The sequence below is a fragment of the Paractinoplanes hotanensis genome (genome assembly GCF_023717965.1).
GTDB classification, from domain to species: Bacteria; Actinomycetota; Actinomycetes; order Mycobacteriales; family Micromonosporaceae; genus Actinoplanes; species Actinoplanes polyasparticus.
Genome location: NZ_JAMQOL010000039.1, coordinates 18,820 through 34,924 on the forward strand (window position 1 = coordinate 18,820; position 16,105 = coordinate 34,924).

Here is a 16,105-nt window from a genome sequence, read left to right on the forward strand (position 1 = left end):
AGATCGGCACCTACTAACGTAGACTTCAGAGACTTTGCAGGGCCGACGTCGTCCCGACCTTGAAGTGAAACACCAGTGACGACAGGAGGCCCGGTGGCTTTTCCGCACCCTCAGGGGCTTTACGACCCGTCTCAGGAGCGCGACGCCTGCGGTGTCGCCTTCGTAGCGGATTTGTACGGCCGGCGTTCCCACGATGTGGTCGCCAAGGGCCTGTCGGCGCTCATCCGCCTCGATCACCGGGGCGCGCGCGGCGCTGAGTACAACACCGGTGACGGCGCCGGCATCATGATTCAGGTCCCGGACGAGTTCTACCGTGCCGTGGCCGGCTTCGAGCTGCCCCCTGCCGGTCACTACGCCACCGGTCTGGTCTTCCTGCCGGGCGACGACGGCGAGCGTGCCCGCGCCATCAAGATCGTCGAGAAGTACGCCCTGGTCGAGGGGGGCGACGTCCTCGGCTGGCGCGAGGTGCCGGTACGCCCGGACGGGCTGGGCCAGACGGCCGAGGACGCCCGCCCCGTCATCATGCAGGTTTTCCTGGCCGCGCACCGGCTCACCGGCGGCGCCGCGGGCCCGGCCGGCGAGCAACTCGGCGGCATCGAGCTCGACCGGGTGGCGTTCACCATCCGCAAGCAGGCCGAGCGCGAGACGTCCCAGCGCGACGTGGCCGCGTACTTCCCGTCGCTGTCCTCGCGGACCGTCACCTACAAGGGCATGCTCACGCCCGACCAGCTGCCCGCGTTCTTCCCCGACCTGGTCGACGAGCGCGTGTCGAGCGCGATCGCCCTGGTCCACTCGCGGTTCGCGACCAACACGTTCCCGGCCTGGAGCCTGGCCCACCCGTACCGCTTCATCGCCCACAACGGCGAGATCAACACGATCCGCGGCAACAAGAACTGGATGGCCGCCCGCGAGGCGCTGCTGCAGTCCAAGACGCTGCCCGGCAACATCAAGCGGCTCTTCCCGATCAACACGCCCGACGCGTCCGACTCGGCCGGCTTCGACGAGGTGCTCGAACTGCTGCACCTGTCCGGGCGCAGCCTGCCGCACGCCATGCTGATGATGATCCCGGAGGCGTGGGAGAACGACCCCGGCATGGAGCCGAAGCGGCGCGCGTTCTACCGCTTCCACGCCAGCCTGATGGAGCCGTGGGACGGCCCGGCCAGCGTGGCGTTCACCGACGGCTCGATGATCGGCGCGGTCCTCGACCGCAACGGCCTGCGCCCCGGCCGCTGGTGGCACACCTCCGACGGCCTGGTCGTGCTGGGTTCCGAGGCGGGCGTGCTCGACCTCGACCCGGCCACGGTGGTCGCCAAGGGCCGCCTCCAGCCCGGCAAGATGTTCCTGGTCGACACCGCGGCCGGCCGCATCGTGCACGACGACGAGATCAAGGCCGAGCTGGCCGCAGCCGAGCCGTACGACGAGTGGCTGCACGCCGGGCTGATCCAGCTCGACGACCTGCCCCCGCGCGAGCACGTCATCTACACCCACGACTCGGTGCTGCGCCGTCAGCAGATCTTCGGCTACTCCGAGGAGGAGCTGAAGATCCTCATCGGGCCGATGGCCCGCACCGGCGCGGAACCGCTGGGCTCGATGGGCACGGACACCCCGATCTCGCCGCTGTCGAAGCGGCCGCGGCTGCTGTTCGACTACTTCCACCAGCTGTTCGCCCAGGTCACCAACCCGCCGCTGGACGCCATCCGCGAGGAGCTGGTCACCAGCCTGGCGACCACCATCGGGCCCGAGGCCAACCTGCTCGACCCGGGCCCGGCCTCGTGCCGGCAGATCGTGCTGCCGTACCCGATCATCGACAACGACGAGCTGGCCAAGCTGCTGTCGATCGACGAGGACGGCGACCTGCCCGGCTTCAAGGCCGTGCGCGTCTCCGGCCTCTACCCGTTGCGCGACGGCGCGGCCGGCATCAAGGCCCGCCTCACCCAGATCTGCCGGCACGTGTCCGAGGCGATCGAGGACGGCGTGCGCATCCTCGTGCTCAGCGACCGCGACTCCAACGCCGACCTCGCGCCGATCCCGTCGCTGCTGCTCACGGCGGCCGTCCACCAGCATCTGGTGCGCGAGCAGACCCGTACGCAGGTCGCGCTGGTCGTCGAGTCGGGCGACTGCCGCGAGGTGCACCACGCGGCCGTGCTCATCGGCTACGGCGCCGCGGCGGTCAACCCGTACCTCGCGTTCGAGTCGGTCGACGACCTGATCGCCACCGGCCCGCTGGCCGGGCTCGACCCGAAGACCGCCGTGCGCAACTACGTCAAGGCGCTCGGCAAGGGCGTCCTCAAGATCATGTCCAAGATGGGCATCTCGACGGTGTCCTCGTACTGCGGCGCCCAGGTGTTCGAGGCCGTGGGTCTCGACAACCGGCTGCTGCAGCGCTACTTCGCCGGCACCAACGGGCGGATCGGCGGCTCGGGGCTGGCCGACATCCACGCCGAGGTCAAGGCGCGGCACGAGAAGGCGTACCCGGCCAACCCGGCGGAGCGCACCCACCGCCGCCTCGAGGTCGGTGGCGAGTACCAGTGGCGCCGCGAGGGCGAGGTGCACCTGTTCAACCCCGAGACGGTGTTCCTGCTCCAGCACGCGACGCGGTCCAAGCAGTACGACGTCTTCCGCCAGTACACGTCCAAGGTGGACGGCCTGGCCGCCGAGGCCGGCTCGCTGCGCGGGCTCTTCAGCTTCAAGGACCGGACGCCCGTCCCGCTGGACGAGGTCGAGCCCGCGTCCGAGATCGTGAAGCGCTTCGCCACCGGCGCCATGTCGTACGGGTCGATCTCCGCCGAGTCGCACGAGACCCTGGCCATCGCCATGAACAACCTCGGTGGCAAGTCGAACACCGGCGAGGGCGGCGAGGACGTCGAGCGCCTCTACGACCCGCAGCGCCGCTCCGCGGTCAAGCAGATCGCCTCCGGCCGCTTCGGCGTCACCAGCGAATACCTGGTCAACGCGGACGACCTGCAGATCAAGATGGCGCAGGGCGCGAAGCCGGGCGAGGGTGGCCAGCTGCCCGGCAACAAGGTGTGGCCGTGGATCGCCAAGACCCGCCACGCCACCCCCGGTGTCGGCCTCATCTCGCCGCCGCCGCACCACGACATCTACTCCATCGAAGACCTGGCGCAGCTGGTCCACGACCTCAAGAACGTCAACCCGAGGTCGCGGGTGCACGTCAAGCTGGTCAGCGAGATCGGCGTCGGCACGGTCGCGGCCGGCGTGGCCAAGCTCAAGGCCGACGTCATCCTCATCTCCGGCCACGACGGCGGCACCGGCGCGTCCCCGCTGAACTCGCTCAAGCACGCCGGCTCCCCGTGGGAGCTGGGCCTGGCCGAGGCGCAGCAGACGCTGCTGCTCAACAAGCTGCGCGACCGGGTCACCGTCCAGGTCGACGGCCAGCTCAAGACCGGCCGCGACGTGATCGTGGCCGCCCTGCTGGGCGCCGAGGAGTTCGGCTTCGCCACCGCCCCGCTGATCGTCAGCGGCTGCATCATGATGCGGGTCTGTCACCTCGACACCTGCCCGGTCGGCATCGCCACCCAGAACCCGGTGCTCCGCGAGCGGTACACCGGCAAGCCCGAGTTCGTCGAGAACTTCTTCCTGTTCCTCGCCGAAGAGGTCCGCGGATACCTGGCCGAGCTCGGCTTCCGCAGCATCGACGAGGCGATCGGCCACGCCGAGGTGCTCGACGTGCGGCCCGCGGTCAACCACTGGAAGGCCCAGGGCCTCGACCTGTCGCCGATCCTCTACGTGCCCGAACTCCCCCCGTCCGCCTCCCGGCGGGGTGTGGTGGCACAGGATCACGGCTTGGCGAAGGCGCTCGACAACAAGCTGATCGAGCTGGCCCAGCCGGCCCTGACCGACGGTGACCCGGTGCACGCCGAGGTCACGATCCGCAACGACAACCGCAGTGTGGGCGCGATGCTGGGCGGCGAGGTGACCCGTCGTTACGGCGGCGCCGGCCTGCCCGACGACACGATCTCGTTCACCCTGCGCGGCACCGGCGGGCAGTCGTTCGCCGCCTTCCTGCCCAAGGGTGTCACCCTGCGCCTGATCGGCGACACGAACGACTACGTGGCCAAGGGCCTGTCGGGCGGCCGCGTCATCGTGCGGCCGGACGACAACGCGCCGTTCGTCGCCGAGGACAACATCATCGCGGGCAACACCATTCTGTACGGGGCCACGAGCGGCGAACTGTTCCTGCGGGGCCGCGCCGGCGAGCGGTTCGCGGTGCGCAACTCCGGCGGCCAGGCGGTCGTCGAGGGCGTCGGCGACCACGGCTGCGAGTACATGACCGGCGGCACCGTGGTGGTGCTCGGCCCGACCGGCCGCAACTTCGCCGCCGGCATGAGCGGCGGCACCGCGTTCGTCCTCGATCTGTCGCCCACCCGGGTCAACCCGGAACTGGTCGACCTGACCCCGCTCACCGACGAGGAGCAGGACAAGCTGCGCGGCCTCGTCGAGAAGCACGCCACCGAGACCGGCTCGGCCATCGCCGAACGGCTGCTCAAGGACTGGTCCGCGGCCGTGGAACGGTTCACCGCCGTGGTGCCGCGCGACTACAAGCGCGTGATGGAACTGATCAGGACCGCCGAAGCCGCCGGTCGCAACGTCGACGAGGCGGTCATGGGGGTTAAAAGTGCCTGACCCGAACGGTTTCCTTCGCTACGAGCGGCAGCTGCCCAAGCGCCGCCCGGTCCCGGTCCGCATCCAGGACTGGCGCGAGGTCTACCCGCCCGCGGGCGAGGAGCTCATCCGCGACCAGGCGACGAGGTGCATGGACTGCGGCATCCCGTTCTGTCACGAGGGCTGCCCGCTCGGCAACCGCATCCCCGACTGGAACGACCTGGTGCGTACGGGCGCCTGGGAGTCGGCGGCCGAGTCGCTGCACGCCACCAACAACTTCCCGGAGTTCACGGGACGGCTGTGCCCCGCTCCCTGCGAGGCGGCGTGTGTGCTCGGCATCGCCGACGACCCGGTGACCATCAAGCAGGTCGAGGTCGAGATCGCCAACCACGCGTTCGACCTGGGGTACGTACGCCCCCAGCCCGCCCCCGTGTCCACCGGCAAGAAGGTCGCAGTGGTCGGCTCCGGCCCCGCCGGCCTCGCCGCCGCCCAGCAACTGGCCCGCGCCGGCCACGCCGTGACGGTCTACGAGCGCGACGACCGCATCGGCGGCCTGCTCCGCTACGGCATCCCCGACTTCAAGATCGAGAAGACCGTCGTGGACGCCCGCCTGGCCCAGATGGAAGCCGAGGGCGTCGTCTTCGAGACCGGCGTGGAGGTCGGCGCCGACGTCACCGCCGACGACCTGCGCGACCGCTTCGACGCCGTCCTGCTGGCCGCCGGAGCGCTCGCGGGCCGCGACGCCTCCGACACCCCCGGCCGCGACCTCGACGGCGTCCACCTGGCCATGGAGCACCTCGTCCCGGCCAACCGGGTCGTGGCCGGCCTGCAGGACGGCACCCCCATCGACGCCGCCGGCAAGCACGTGGTCATCATCGGCGGCGGCGACACCGGCGCCGACTGCCTGGGCGTGGCCCACCGCCAGGGCGCGGCCAACGTGATCCAGCTCGACCAGTACCCGCTACCCCCGTCGTCCCGCGCCGCCGAGCAGCACCCGTGGCCCACCTGGCCGGTCATCCTGCGCAACTACCCCGCGCACGAGGAGGGCGGCGAGCGCGTCTTCGGCGTGGCCGTCCAGGAGTTCGTCGACAACGGCCAGGGCCAGGTCAAAGCCGTCCGCATCGCCGACGTCACGGTCGAACGCGTCAACGGCGTCCGCAGGGTCACCATCACCCCCGGCTCGGAGCGAGACCTCCCCGCCGACCTGGTGCTGCTGGCCATCGGCTTCGAAGGCACCGAGAAGCAGCCGCTGCTCGACCAGTTCGGCATCGAACGCAACCGCCGGGGCGTCCTGGACGCCGACAACACGTGGCAGACATCGGCCCCCGGAGTCTTCGTAGCCGGCGACATGCACCGGGGCGCCAGCTTGATCGTCTGGGCCATCGCCGAGGGCCGCTCAGCCGCGGCCGCGATCCACGACTACCTGGGCGCCGCCGGCGAACTACCGGCACCCGTGGAGTCCTCGGCCCAGCCGATCGGCGTCTGATGGTGGGGCCCGCCCTCGCCTAGGCGGGCCCTTTCTTCCCGTACGCGGTGAGAGTGTCCCGGCTGGCCAGCGTGAGCTGCTGCTCGGGCAGCGCGTCGAGCCGGAACCACCCGATCTCCGTGCACTTCTCGGGCTCCCTGATCGCCGGGGTGCCGCCGACATGCCGGGCGGTGAACGACGGCGAAACCCAGTGCTGCCCCTCCGCCGGAAGAATGTGGTCGGCGACCCCGATCAGCCCGGTGACCTCGACAGCCATCCCGTACTCCTCGTCGAACTCCCGCACCACGGCGTCGGCCAGCCGCTCCCCGAAATCCACCATGCCGCCCGGAAACTCCCACAGCCCCGCTTCGTTGCGAGCCTTCGCCCCGCGCTTGGCGAGAAACACCCGCCCCTCGTCGTCGAAGACCATCGCCCCGACACCGACCCCGACGAAGTCGTGTCCCGGCCTCATGACATCGCCGGCAGCAACACGAACCCGGTCCCCAACCACATGATCGCCACCGATCCGCCGATGAACAGCACAATGTAGGTCTCGTACCACCGCCAGAAGTTCCGCAGCTCCGGCGGCCTGCGATACCCGGGCCGGACAGCCTCCTCCGTAAGCTCGCACTCCTCCTCGCGATAGTCCAGCCAGGTCAGCACCCCCACCACGATGAGCCCGACCGTGAACGCCGCGATGACCGTGACCACCACAATGATCGACACCACCCCGAGCTGGGCGACGTAGGGATCGATCTTCCACTCGTCCCACCGCACGAAGAGCGCGAGAGCCGCCCCGACCAGCACGGTCGCCAGGGTCTGATAGATGGCCAGGAACCGGTAGACGTTCTCGTTGACGGTGTGCACCTGCTGAAGCAGATACTTGTACCGCTCGACCTCGAAGGCCTGAGCCCGGTCGATCTGCGGAGTCTGAGTCACCGCGACCACCACCACCCGTTCTCGTCCTTGCGCCGACTTCCGTCCGGCAGTTGCGGCGTCCCGTGGCTCGTGATGGTCGAAGTGTCGATCTCGGCCGGCAGGGGCAGCGTGCGCCACCGGTCGTCGCAGTTGTCAGCGATCGTCCGGCACCGCAGCAGTTCCTCCCGTACGACCTCGAGGAACGAGCGCAGGTCGTGCTCGACGCCGGGATTGGTGGGACCGGCCACGAACTGCAGCGAATACCCCCGCTGCGGATTCTCGGGAAACTCGAACCCGCCGGCGGCCAGGTGCTTCTGCCACTCGGCGTCGCTGGTCGCGGCCTCCGGTGTGCCGTGCCGCGCCAGACCGAGAAGGTCGTAGATGACCCGCGGCGCCCGGGACTGGTCGAAGTCGAGGATGTCTGCCAGCCGCAGCATGATCGCGCAGAAGCGCAGATCCGCTTTCCGGTGGTCCTTCTTGAAACGCTCCTCGTTCAGAGCGGTGGCCGGCTCGTTGTGGCTCCGGCAGATCAACGCCAGCGGCTCGATGATCGACGCGGCTCCCCAGCGAAGCCACGACGGGTCGCACTCCTCCAGATGGGTCCAGACACGGTCGGCATGCCGGGCCCGGCAGTACCGCTCGATCACCCCCGTCGGTGGGACTCCGCCGCTGCGTTCCGTCGCTACGAAAGCTTCGTCGTCGCCGTCCAGGAACGAACGGAACTCGTCCTCGTCGGCGATCGCGGCGATTTCCTCCGCGGTGTAGGCCATCCCGGCGTCGTGGAAGTACGCCGCCAGGATCAGCAGCGCCGCCTCCAGCGGCCGCATCTGGTCGATGCGCGGCGCGGCCAGCTTGCCCATCAGGGCGATCACGTTCTCCGCGTGCTGCTCGTCGTGCAGCGTGTACGTGGGGAAGGTCTCCCGCACCAGCTTCAGGAGGTCTTCGGCTCGGTCGGCGAGCTTGCCGACGTTGGCCTGATTCTCCCGCGACGGCTCCGCCGCCAGCACCTCGCCCAGCGGGCCCCAATCGGTCACAACGATCCTTTCGGACACGAACATGGCGATACGGACTGTAGTGGCCGCATCGCTCGGGAGCGATGGCCGAAAGGGGGACATCGGCGTCCTGGCGTACCGAAAGGGCGTTGGGGAAAGCTGGCTGGAGCGGGCCGATAAGCTGGGGTGGCGGTCGTTGAAGCCCGCAGGTCACAGCGCAGCGCGCCGGTTCTTGCTGAGGGAGCCCGGGCTGCCTCGCTGTCGCCCGACAGACGCAGTTCATCCCCATGACGGGGGTCGGCCGCCAAGCCGATGAAGAAGAGAGACTAGCCTGATGGCCGTGACACGCCGCGTAAAGATTGTCTGCACCATGGGGCCCGCGACCGCCTCCCCCGAGCGCATGCTCGGGCTCGTCGAGGCCGGCATGGACGTGGCCCGCCTGAACTTCAGCCACGGCAGCCACGACGACCACGAGAAGATGTACCACCTCGTGCGCTCCACCAGTGAGCAGGCCGATCGGGCCGTCGCCGTCCTCGCCGACCTGCAGGGGCCGAAGATCCGCCTCGGCAAGTTCGCCGACGGGCCGCACGTGTGGAACACCGGCGACCTGGTCACCATCACCAGCGAGGACATCCTCGGCACCCGCGAGCGGGTCTCCTGCACCTACACCAAGCTGCCGCAGGAGGTGAAGCCCGGCGACCGCCTGCTCATCGACGACGGCAAGGTCGCCGTCGAGGTCACCGCGGTCGACGACCACACCGACATCCGCTGCCTCGTCGTCGAGGGCGGGCCGGTCAGCAACAACAAGGGCGTCTCGCTGCCCAACGTCGCCGTCAGCGTTCCCGCGCTCAGCGAGAAGGACGCCGACGACCTGCGCTTCGCCCTCGGGCTGGGCTGCGACATCATCGCCCTGTCCTTCGTGCGCTCGCCCGACGACATCAAGCTCGTCCACGAGATCATGGCCGAGGAGGGCCGGATCGTCCCGGTCATCGCCAAGGTCGAGAAGCCCGAGGCGGTCGAGCACCTCGAGGCGATCGTCCTCGCGTTCGACGGCGTCATGGTGGCCCGCGGCGACCTCGGCGTCGAGCTCCCGCTCGACCAGGTGCCGCTGGTGCAGAAGCGCGCCGTGCAGCTGTGCCGCGAGAACGCCAAGCCGGTCATCGTGGCCACCCAGATGCTCGACTCGATGATCGAGAACTCGCGGCCGACCCGCGCCGAGGCGTCCGACGTCGCCAACGCCGTGCTCGACGGCACCGACGCCGTGATGCTGTCCGGCGAAACCTCGGTCGGCAAGTACCCGGTGCTCACCGTCAGCACCATGGCCAAGATCGTCAGCACCACCGAGGGTGGTTCCATCCCGGTGCCGCGGCTGCAGCACGACCCGCGCACCCACGGCGGCGCCCTCACTGTCGCGGCGTCGCAGATCGCGCGCAACATCGGCGCCAAGGCCCTCGTCGCGTTCTCGCAGACCGGCGACACCGTGCGGCGGCTGTCCCGCCTGCACTGCGAGCTCCCGCTCTACGCGTTCACCCCGGTTCCCGAGGTACGCAACCAGCTCGCCGTCGCCTGGGGCGTCGAAACGTTCCTGACCGACTTCGTCCAGCACACCGACGACATGTTCCGTCAGGTCGACGCGAAGATGCTCGGCCTCGGCCTGGCCAAGCCAGGCGACTACGTCGTCGTCGTGGCCGGCTCCCCGCCCAACGCGCCCGGCTCCACCAACACCCTGCGCGTGCACCGGCTGGGCGACCTCGTCGACCCCGCCTCGCTGTGACCGAGCCCCTCAGCGGGCAAGCCGCCGTCGACCAGCTGCTCGAGGTCCTCGACCTCAAGCAGCTGGACCCGGCGACCTTCGTGGGGGAGAGCCCGCAGACCGGCGCCCAGCGCGTCTTCGGCGGCCAGGTCGCCGGTCAGGCCCTGGTCGCCGCCGGCCGCACCGTCGACCCGGAACGGCTCGTCCACTCCCTGCACGGCTACTTCGTACGACCGGGTGACCCGACCGAGCCCATCCAGTTCGCCGTCGAGACCATCCGCGACGGACGATCCTTCTCGGTGCGCCGGTCCACCGCCCAGCAGCACGGCAAGACGATCTTCTTCATGTCGGCCTCGTTCCAGGTCCTCGAGGTCGGCCTCGACCACCACACCCCGGCTCCCGAGGGCGTCCCCGGGCCCACCGAGGTGCAGACCATGGCCGACTGGGTGCGTAAATACCCCAGCCGGCGGGCCGCCTTCAACGCCGCGCCGCGCGCCGTCGACGTCCGCTACGTCAACGACCCCGGCTGGGTGCCACCGGGCGACCGCAACGCCAGCGACCAGCAACGCGTCTGGATGCGCGTCAACGGCACCCTGCCCGACGACCCGCTCATCCACGCCTGCGCCCTGACCTACGCGAGCGACCTGTCCCTGCTCGACTCGGTCCTCTCCGTCCACGGCGAAAGCTGGGGACCCGGCGGCGTCATCGGCGCCAGCCTCGACCACGCCCTCTGGTTCCACCGGCCGTTCCGCGCCGACGACTGGTTCCTCTACGACTGCACCAGCCCGTCCGCCAGCGGCAGCCGCGGCCTGGCCAGCGGCCGCATGTACACCGAGGACGGCCGGCACATCGCCAGTGCCGTCCAGGAAGGCCTGCTCCGGCGGGTCGGCGAGCGCAAATAAAGGCCCCGCCGGGCGCGGGATCCCGGCCCGGCGACTGGCCGACAAGCGGATCCCGGCCCGACGGGGCAGGGGAGATCAAGCCCTAGCGCTCCACCACGTCGGTCTCCGCGATCGTCTCCGCGCGGTGCCGGGCCGGCGGCTGCGAATCGTAGTCCGCCAGCCCCGCCGAATAGCCGGCCACCCCGGCCTCCCGCTCCGGCGACAACCGCAACACGTCCGTCCGGGCCGCCGCCACCTCCCGCAACCGCAACCCGGTGACCAGATCGGCGATCGCCCGCAACACACCGAGCGCGCCCAGCGTCACGATCACCGGATCGGCCGCCCGGGCCAGCGGGCCGGCGGCATAGAAACCCAGCGCGGCCTGCGCGACGCCCAGCACGACGAACAGACCCCACGTACGGTCGGAACCCCGATTCATCGTGGCCACCGCGACATCCACCGAGCCCCGCACCAACAGGAACCACCCGACCAGCGCGGCCGGCGTCGCATAGGTCGAATCCTGATCGAGCAGCACCACCACGCCGGTCGCCGCGAACAACACCGCCATCGACGCGTTGATCCACCACGTTCTCGTCCCGGCCAGCGCCCGCACCACCTCGCACAGGGCCGCGAACAGAATCACCGGACCGGCCACCGCCACCACGTCCGCCGGCTCCAGCCGCAGAACACTCCACCCGACCGCCAGCCACGCCACCCCGGCGAACAGCAGAAAACCCCACATGCTCTCCCGCATCACGGACAGGGGTGAGGAACCGGACCACAGCATGAGGCCTCCAGGAACGTGTCCCTGCCATGACAACATCCAGGCGACCGGCGAACCCGAGGTTCGGGCAGATTCACAGCCGGGTACCAGACCACCGCCCCCAACCCCGGAGCGGACGTGCCCGACGACGACCTGACCGACGCCCTGCGCGCCGCCCAGCACGGCGACGACGCCGGCTTCGCGCTGCTCTGGCGCACCCACCACCCCTCAGTGCTGCGCTACCTGCGGGTCGTCGCCGGCGACCACGCCGAGGACGCCGCCAGTGAGACCTGGTTGCACGTCATCCGCGACCTGCACCGCTTCCACGGCGACCACGACAACTTCCGCGGCTGGCTCTTCCGCATAGCCCGGCACCGCGGCATCGACGAACAACGGCGCCGGTCCCGTACGCGGGAAACCGCGACCCCACCCACCCGGAACGCGCCCGACGCCGCCGCCGAAGCCGCCGAAGGCGCCGCCACCAGCTGGGCCCTCGCCGTGATCGCGGACCTCCCGGCCGACCAGGCCGAAGCCGTCATGCTCCGCGTCGTCATCGGCCTCGACGTCGCCACCACCGCCGGCATCCTCGGCAAGAAACCGGGCGCCGTCCGCATCGCCACCATGCGCGGCCTGCGCCGCCTGGCCACCCACCCCCAGATCCGCACCAGAGAGGGGGTGTAACAGGATGCGCTCCCTGAACGCTCTCCTCCGTGCACTGCGCACGCGACGCAACAAGCACGGCGGGTACGGCACGATCGCCGACAGCGGTCCCCCCGGCCTCGCCGACCTCCTCGAAGCCGCCCGCGCCCCCGCCACCCCGGAGGAACTGGCCGGCGAGAAAGAAGTGGTAGCCGCGTTCGTCGCCCACCGCAGGCGTGCTGCCCGAAGCAGCCGGCGTCACCGCACCAAGGCGAGAATCCGGGCCGTGCTCGTGCCTGTCACGGCCGGTCTGGCTCTCCTTGTTCTCGCCGCCACCGGCGTCGCCGCCCGCACCGGCAACCTGCCCCAGGAAGCCCAGCAGCGCGCGCACCGCCTGTTCTCGGCGCTGGGCGTACCTGCGCCGAGAACAGGCAACCCCGTCACACCGTCCCCCACCCCGGCCCGGCCCGGGCCCCGCCCCTCGCTCGACGTCACGGCGCTGACCTGGTGCCAGGCCTGGAGCGGGCCCCCGGTCCTCAGCCGCGAGGACCGCCGCAAACTCAGCGCGGCGGCCGGTGGCGAGGACGGCATCGACGAGTACTGCCGCGACCTGCACCGATCCGCCTCGGCCCAGCCGCCGGACGCCCCCTCGCCCGCACCGCCATCAGCGGCTCCGCCGTCGGTGGAACCGCCGTCCGCCGAACCCCAGCCGTCCGGCGTACCGGCCACCCCCGGCCCCGCCGCCACTGGAGAACCGGGCCGGCCGACCCAACCCGGCCGCGCGCCCACGGCGCCGCCCTCCAGGAAACCGCCCAAACCCACCCACACCGGCAAACCGACCGGCGCCCCGGGCGCAGGCCGGGGCGCCCGCCCCAACGCCGCGAAGCAAACGACCTCACCGAGCGTCGCCACGACCCCAGCCGCAGAAGCACAGAGTGACCCCCACGAGTGACCGGCGCGCCTGCTCGCGGAGCACCCCTCACAGAAAGCGGTCAACCGTCGTGCCCGTTCGTGGCCGTCGCGCGTGGGCGAACGGTCACCACTTGGGCCCGACAAATTCGTCCAGCCGAGCCACTGCCTCGCGCCGCGCCACCGACAAGGTGTTGTGGCGGGCCATACGCCACGCTATTTCCAGGCGATCAAGGTAGTGGGCGCAGAGCCACATGATGTCAGCCGACTCATTAACGAAGTTGTAACGCGGATAGGTGTAGGCGCGTCCATTCCGCACGACACGATTCGCAAAGCGGCTGCCGTCGGAGTGAAAGAGCCCGCGGAGGAATCTTTCCGGACAGCGGTCCACGACTTGACGCTGCCAATCCGACAATTCGATAGCGCGCTGGTGTTTCGCGCCCGGGCCGTGCTGCGGGATGAGACACGGCCAGTGCGTCCAATGCGCACGGACGCTCACGCAGCCCACCCGCTCCTGGAAGCCGACCGTCCTCGCGCCGCACGCCTCCATCGCGTAGGACACCTCGTGCATGAGCCCCGGGTAGCGCATGTCACAAGCGACCGTCAGGAGGGGGACGCGTTGCGTCATCAGCAAGTGGCCGTCGCCGAGATATTGGCCCAGCAGGTAGGCGTAAGAACTCGGATCGTCGATCGAGCGGGCCGGGCGATCGCAGCGCGGGCACCGAGTGTCGATCTTGGCGACGAGTCGGCGGCGGTTGTAGAGCCAGGACGCGACGGTATTGCGCGACAGCCCGAGCCGACGCCAGATTTCGCTGAATGGCACACCGGCAGCATGCATGCTGAGCGCTTCTCGGCGCAGTCGGGACGGATGCACGCGCAGATTATCGCGGCAGCCTACGACAGTTTTTTGTGCCCCCGGTGGGATTCGAACCCACACTGTATGGTGTTTGAGACCATCTTCTCTGCCGGTTGGAATACAGGGGCCAGCTGGCCCATCTGCTGCGAGTTCGTCCCGCCAAGATGAGCTGAGGACAGCGTACCCACTAGGCTTAGGGCGGCGACACCCGCATACCGGGGTGTCGCGACTTCGGGAACGTTGGGGGTAGGGGTTCCGTGGCCGACTCGCAGGCTGGTGCCGAGCGCAAGCGGGTGTTGATCGCCGAGGACGAGGCGCTCATCCGTCTGGACCTGGCCGAGATGCTCGTCGAGGAGGGCTACGACGTCGTGGGTGAGGCGGGCGACGGGGAGACCGCCGTGCGCCTGGCCGAGGAGCTGCGCCCCGACCTCGTCATCCTCGACATCAAGATGCCGATCATGGATGGGCTGGCGGCGGCCGAGCGAATCGCCGGCGGCCGGATCGCGCCCGTGGTCATTCTGACCGCGTTCAGCCAGCGCGACCTCGTCGAGCGCGCCCGCGCGGCCGGCGCGATGGCGTACCTGGTGAAGCCGTTCCAGAAGTCCGATCTGGTGCCGGCGGTCGAGATCGCCCTGTCGCGCTACTCGGAGATCGCCGTTCTGGAGGCCGAGGTCGCCGGTCTGACCGATCGGCTGGAGACGCGCAAGTCGGTGGAGCGCGCCAAGGGCGAGCTGATGACCAAGTATCAGATGACCGAGCCGCAGGCGTTCAAGTGGATTCAGCGTACGGCGATGGATCACCGGATGACGATGCGTGAGGTGGCCGATCGGATCCTGGCGGAGGGTCAGGACGCGGACGGAGCGCAACCCGCCACAAGTTGATCTTGCGGTAGCCCTGTTGTAACACCGACCCCGGCCATCAGGTCACCGGACGTAACGGTTCGGTGAAAGCCCGAGTGAAGTCTTTTGGCAGGCCGCGAACCTGGGATAACGTCCCGCCCCATAACGGGGCGCTTGTGGTCGCCGGCACAGCAAGTGCCAATCGGCTGTCAGTGGCTCGGTGGGTTCGGTATGGAGGAGGGTTCCAACCTTGAGGCAGGTTCTCGCACGAGCCATCGGCGGAGTGGCCATCATCGGGCTCATCGCCGGTGCCGCTGCTTGCAATAGCAGTTCAAGCAGCGACGACACCGCGAGCGAGGGGAACTGCGGCTACAAGCTGGCGTTCTTCGGCGCTCTGACCGGCTCGGCCGCCAACCTCGGTGTGAACATCGAGCAGGGCTTCGAGCTGGCGATCGATCAGTACAACAAGGCCAAGGGCTCCACGTGTATCGAGGTGGCGAAGTTCGACTCCCAGGGTGAGGCTTCGGTCGCGCCTGGTGTCGCTCGCAGCCTGGTGGCGGACAAGAAGATCCTCGGCATCGTCGGCCCGCCGTTCTCCGGTGAGTCCGAGGCCGCCGACCCGATCTTCGAGTCGGCCGGCATCCCGACGATCTCACCGTCGGCGACCCGCGTGTCGCTGTCGACGAAGGGCTGGAAGGTCTTCCACCGCGCGGTCGCCAACGACGACGCGCAGGGCCCGGCGGCCGCGGCGTACATCAAGGACAACCTGAAGGCCACCAAGGTCTTCGTCGCGGACGACCAGTCGGCGTACGGCGCCGGTCTGGCCGACGTCGTCAAGTCGAAGCTGGGCGCGCTGGTAGTCGCGTCCGACAAGACCGAGGGTGACGGCAAGCAGGCCGACTTCTCGGCTCTGGTGCAGAAGGTGCAGTCGAGCGGCGCCACGGCGATGTTCTACGGCGGCTACTACACGAACGCCGGCATCATCCGCAAGCAGCTCACGGCGGCCGGTTGGAAGGGCACGATGGTGGGCGGCGACGGCATGAAGGACCCGGGCCTGTCCAAGGCGTCGGGTGTTCAGGCCGCGGTCGGCACGGTCGTGACCTGCCCGTGTTCTCCGCCGGAGGCCGCGGGTGGCACCTTCGTCAACGACTACAAGGCGAAGTGGAACCAGGACGCGGGCACGTACTCGGACGTCGCGTTCGACGCTGCGAACATCTTCCTTCAGGGCATCGACGCGGGTAACACCACCACGACGAAGCTGAACGACTACCTGAAGACCGTGAACTACAAGGGCATTGCGAACACGTACAAGTTCACCGAGACCGGTGAGCTGGACCCGAACTTCATCAAGGTCTGGGCGTTCAAGTTCGACAGCTCCGGCGACGCGAAGGCCGACGTGGAGATCAAGACCTCCTGATCGCCTGAGCACTAACTTTCTGGTGGGCGGTGCGGCCGGATGATCTCCGG

At 69.6% G+C, this 16,105-nt stretch carries 13 protein-coding genes and 1 tRNA gene; 8 read left to right on the plus strand and 6 right to left on the minus strand.

Annotated features, from left to right (window positions below; all coding sequences use genetic code 11):
• Positions 1–93: 93 nt before the first annotated feature.
• Both gltB and LXN57_RS27335 read left to right on the plus strand, forming a co-directional pair.
• Positions 94–4,644: a glutamate synthase large subunit gene (gene gltB / locus LXN57_RS27330; RefSeq protein WP_251801091.1), complete on the plus strand. Its 4,551-nt coding sequence runs from the start codon at positions 94–96 to the stop codon at positions 4,642–4,644.
• Positions 4,637–6,109, plus strand: a complete 1,473-nt coding sequence (locus LXN57_RS27335) for a glutamate synthase subunit beta (RefSeq protein WP_251801092.1) — start codon at positions 4,637–4,639, stop codon at positions 6,107–6,109. Before gltB ends, LXN57_RS27335 begins: the two co-directional genes overlap by 8 nt.
• A gap of 19 nt (positions 6,110–6,128) precedes the next feature.
• On the opposite strand, the gene LXN57_RS27340 is transcribed toward LXN57_RS27335, so the two are convergent.
• From LXN57_RS27340 to LXN57_RS27350, 3 genes are read right to left on the minus strand one after another with little or no spacing between them, the layout of a single operon-like run.
• Positions 6,129–6,560: an NUDIX domain-containing protein gene (locus LXN57_RS27340; protein WP_251801093.1), complete on the minus strand. Its 432-nt coding sequence runs from the start codon at positions 6,558–6,560 to the stop codon at positions 6,129–6,131.
• Positions 6,557–7,027, minus strand: coding sequence for a hypothetical protein (locus LXN57_RS27345; RefSeq protein WP_251801094.1), 471 nt, complete (start codon positions 7,025–7,027; stop codon positions 6,557–6,559). Before LXN57_RS27345 ends, LXN57_RS27340 begins: the two co-directional genes overlap by 4 nt.
• Positions 7,024–8,040: an HD domain-containing protein gene (locus LXN57_RS27350; RefSeq protein WP_251801095.1), complete on the minus strand. Its 1,017-nt coding sequence runs from the start codon at positions 8,038–8,040 to the stop codon at positions 7,024–7,026. Before LXN57_RS27350 ends, LXN57_RS27345 begins: the two co-directional genes overlap by 4 nt.
• A 292-nt stretch (positions 8,041–8,332) precedes the next feature.
• Here LXN57_RS27350 and pyk point away from each other — a divergent pair, with 292 nt between their 5' ends.
• Both pyk and LXN57_RS27360 read left to right on the plus strand, forming a co-directional pair.
• A complete protein-coding gene (gene pyk, locus LXN57_RS27355) occupies positions 8,333–9,772 on the plus strand; it encodes a pyruvate kinase (RefSeq protein WP_251801096.1) in 1,440 nt (479 codons plus the stop codon).
• A complete protein-coding gene (locus LXN57_RS27360; RefSeq protein WP_251801097.1) occupies positions 9,769–10,653 on the plus strand; it encodes an acyl-CoA thioesterase in 885 nt (294 codons plus the stop codon). The genes pyk and LXN57_RS27360 overlap by 4 nt, the downstream gene beginning before the upstream one ends.
• An 82-nt stretch (positions 10,654–10,735) precedes the next feature.
• Here LXN57_RS27360 and LXN57_RS27365 read toward each other — a convergent pair whose 3' ends face one another.
• Complete coding sequence (locus tag LXN57_RS27365; RefSeq protein WP_251801098.1) at positions 10,736–11,419, minus strand: DUF308 domain-containing protein; 684 nt, start codon at positions 11,417–11,419, stop codon at positions 10,736–10,738.
• Between the two features lie 114 nt (positions 11,420–11,533).
• Between LXN57_RS27365 and LXN57_RS27370 the strand changes: the two genes are divergently transcribed.
• Together LXN57_RS27370 and LXN57_RS27375 are read left to right on the plus strand one after the other, a co-directional pair.
• Positions 11,534–12,076 (plus strand): RNA polymerase sigma factor, encoded by a 543-nt coding sequence (locus LXN57_RS27370; RefSeq protein ID WP_251801099.1) that lies wholly within the window; start codon positions 11,534–11,536, stop codon positions 12,074–12,076.
• Between the two features lie 4 nt (positions 12,077–12,080).
• The gene (locus tag LXN57_RS27375) at positions 12,081–12,986 is read left to right on the plus strand and encodes a hypothetical protein (protein ID WP_251801100.1); all 906 of its coding nucleotides are present in this window, start codon (positions 12,081–12,083) and stop codon (positions 12,984–12,986) included.
• 84 nt (positions 12,987–13,070) lie between these two features.
• Here LXN57_RS27375 and LXN57_RS27380 read toward each other — a convergent pair whose 3' ends face one another.
• Positions 13,071–13,817 (minus strand): transcriptional regulator, encoded by a 747-nt coding sequence (locus tag LXN57_RS27380; protein WP_251801101.1) that lies wholly within the window; start codon positions 13,815–13,817, stop codon positions 13,071–13,073.
• A gap of 36 nt (positions 13,818–13,853) precedes the next feature.
• Positions 13,854–13,927: transfer RNA gene (locus LXN57_RS27385), tRNA-Leu, on the minus strand.
• 129 nt (positions 13,928–14,056) lie between these two features.
• On the opposite strand from LXN57_RS27385, the gene LXN57_RS27390 reads away from it, so the two are divergent.
• Both LXN57_RS27390 and LXN57_RS27395 read left to right on the plus strand, forming a co-directional pair.
• The gene (locus LXN57_RS27390; RefSeq protein ID WP_221376051.1) at positions 14,057–14,680 is read left to right on the plus strand and encodes an ANTAR domain-containing response regulator; all 624 of its coding nucleotides are present in this window, start codon (positions 14,057–14,059) and stop codon (positions 14,678–14,680) included.
• A 208-nt stretch (positions 14,681–14,888) separates the two neighbouring features.
• On the plus strand, positions 14,889–16,055 hold the full coding sequence (locus LXN57_RS27395; protein ID WP_251801102.1) for a branched-chain amino acid ABC transporter substrate-binding protein: 1,167 nt from the start codon (positions 14,889–14,891) through the stop codon (positions 16,053–16,055).
• Positions 16,056–16,105 lie beyond the last annotated feature (50 nt).